Genomic DNA, 2,751 nt, shown 5'->3' with positions numbered 1-2,751 from the left:
GTCCGTATCAGCCGGTCCTTGGCTTCGGGGTCACCGAGCCACCGCGACGCCATATCCATGCAGAACTCGGTGGAACTGCCGACCGTGAAGCGGGCCGGGCCGTCAGCCGAGCGGGCCCGGTCCAGGTAGATCGTGGCCTGGACCGAGTTGCCGGTCTGGGCGTAGGCAAAAGCAGTGGCGGCGTAGGCCTGGCGCAGGGACTGCAGGCTCGCCCGCACCTCCAGCTGGGCGATCGCGGCCAGCAACGGATCCAGAGCCATGTACCCGCGGCCGGCATAGACATAGGCGAGTCCGACGGCGAGGTCCGTTGCGGCGCTGCCGGAATGCAGCCCGTGCCCGGCCCGGCCGCTCGCGTCCTTGAGCATGTCGATGGCTTGGCGCCAAAGGCCCGAGAGGAGCAGCACGTTGAAAGAGCGCCAGGCGAAGTTTTCCCGGATGCGCGGCACGTTGGACCACTCGCCCAGCTGTCCGCCGATTTCCCGCATGAGTTTGCGGGCGTCGAGTTCGTGGCCGGTCATGGACCAGGCCTCCATCAGGATGATGGCCGACCTGAGCCGGTGCACGGGATCGGCGCCGGGCACGTCCGTGGTGGCCGCGGTGGTAAGCCGCTGCATCATGGGCTGGAAATCCCCGATGAAAGAGAAATAGTTGAACTCGCACAGATCCAGGCAGAGCCCCGCCCGGGCAAGCGCCGCAGGGGCGGGGGACGGCTCGTCCAGGCTCAGGTCCTGGAGCCGTACCCTGGCCTGCCCAAGCAGTTCGGGGACCTGGCCGGAGCGGTCGTCCAGCCACGCCATGCAGTCAGCCTTCGCCGCGATGAATTCGGCGAAGTTCTCGGCCGCAAGGCCGTTGACCTGCCGTTCGGAGACGTCGTCCAGCGCGGACATGGCCTGCAGCGGCAGGCCGAGCTGGAGGTAGGCAGCCGATTTCTGGAGCTGCCCTTCGGCCCATTCAGGGTCCGAGGGAGAGAGGCTGCCGGCGCATTTGAGGGCAAATTTCGGGTCGAAGAGCTTGACGGCGGCACTGGCAGCCGCGACGGCGTGGGCGGGGGCCAGCTGGGCGTGGCAGTCGTGGGTCCACGCCGCGTAGGCCAGCAGGTCTTCGACTGTCAGTTCGTCCAGTTCATGTTCCTGGTGTCCGGGGACCTTGTCCCGGAGCTCCAGCCGGCGCTCCACGCTGAGCCAGTTGCGGACAATGTCGCCGAGGTAGCGGTCGCCCAGCGTAACGAGGTGCCGGTCCGCGCGGTCGACCACGATCTGGCCGGCCTCTTCCATGTCGGCGATGACACCGGGGCTGTACATCCTGGCGAGCCGGGACAGGGGCAGGGTCCGGGCGCAGGAGAGGACGTCGATGACCTCCCGGGCCTCGGGTGTTTCCCTGGCATACCTGGCCCGGACGATATCCTCCAGCGCCGTGCGGCCATCCAGCACAACCTCATCGAGCAGTGTCCACACGGATCCGGACAGGACCAGGTTTCCGCGTTCGATTTGTTCGGAGACGACGGCCTGCAGGAGCGTGGGGCTGCCGCCGACCAGCTGGTGCAGCTGGCTTGCCAGGGCGGTCGAGACCCGATGGCCCAAAGCTGACTGCAGGACCTCCAGCGTCTCGAGCTCGGTCAGGTTGGCGAGCCGGACCTCGGCGAGCTGGCCGGAAGTGATGAGCCAGTAGAAATCGGGCGGAAGGTCAGTGGTGCGCTGGGCCGTTGCGATCAACCGGGCGGTCCGGGTCTGGAGCAGGTTGAGCAGGACCCCGGTGCTGAGTTCATCGAGGGCGCCGGCGTTGTCGAGCAGGATCACGCACTGGCGGCCGGCGGCGTCGTCGCGGATCAGCGAGGTAATGCCGTGCAGGATGGCGGTCGGCGAGCCCAGGGAACTCTGCGGGAGCCGCGCAAGGGTGAAGGCGAGGCAGCCGTACGGCGTTGCCGAACCCGGCCCCGAACTGCGGAGCTGGATGGTGTACACCTCGGGGCCGAAGCCCGCGAGGGCGGTCCGGCCGACAAGCGTTTTGCCCACGCCGCGGTCGCCGGTGATGACGACGCCCATCCGGTCCTGGGCAAGCAGTTCCTGGCGGACACGCTCGGCATCAGCGTTCCGCGCCAAACCGGACCAGCCGTGCCTCGCGACCTGGCCGGCAGCATGTTCTTCTTCGGCGGGTGCCAATGTAGTGGAAACATTCCCCCAGCCCAGCGAATCCCTCGACATGTAGTTTCCTTCGTACCGCTTTGCAGACAGCAACCCCGGACTGCCCACTTAGAAGTAGCGTATCCCTATCCCCCGACGTGAGAGTAGACAGATCATAGCTGGAATGCGGAAAGCTTGGAAAGGAAACACGCAATCGGCATGCAACTTAGTCGTCGCCCGCCTGCCGCGGGCCCGGGCCGGCCCGCGGTCGGGGCGTTTCGGCTGCGTGCTGTTTTGCCTGCGTTTACGTCCGGGAGGGCTACGTCGCCTTGGCGGGGTGGAACTTTTGTTGGGCGGCGGTGAGGCCGTCCCGGACCAGGAGTTCGACGGCGTCGGCAGCTGAGTCGATGAGGAAGGGCAGTTCTTTTTTCTCCGGCGCGGAAAAGTCACGCAGGACAAAGTCCGCGGTCTCCATCCGTCCGGGCGGACGCCCGACGCCGACCCGCACGCGCAGGTAGTCCTTGGTGGCCAGGGCCTTGGAGATGTCGCGCAGTCCGTTGTGGCCGCCTTCGCCGCCGCCGATCTTGAGCCGCACGGTGTCGAAGGGGATGTCGATCTCGTCATGGACGGC

1 protein-coding gene and 1 pseudogene are annotated in these 2,751 nt (G+C 67.1%); both read right to left on the bottom strand.

The genetic code is table 11. The annotated features are described in order from the left end of the window. The coding region (locus LQV45_RS24380; RefSeq protein ID WP_230009192.1) for an AAA family ATPase at positions 1–2,201 on the bottom strand (2,201 nt) is incomplete at its 3' end. Between the two features lie 238 nt (positions 2,202–2,439). Beyond that, a pseudogene (locus LQV45_RS24375) lies at positions 2,440–2,751 on the bottom strand (aminoacyl-tRNA hydrolase); the annotation flags it as partial.

It is taken from the genome of Microbacterium sp. Bi128, assembly GCF_918698205.1.
Note: the sequence above shows the minus strand (reverse complement) of the source record. Positions and strands in the feature narration are given on the sequence as shown.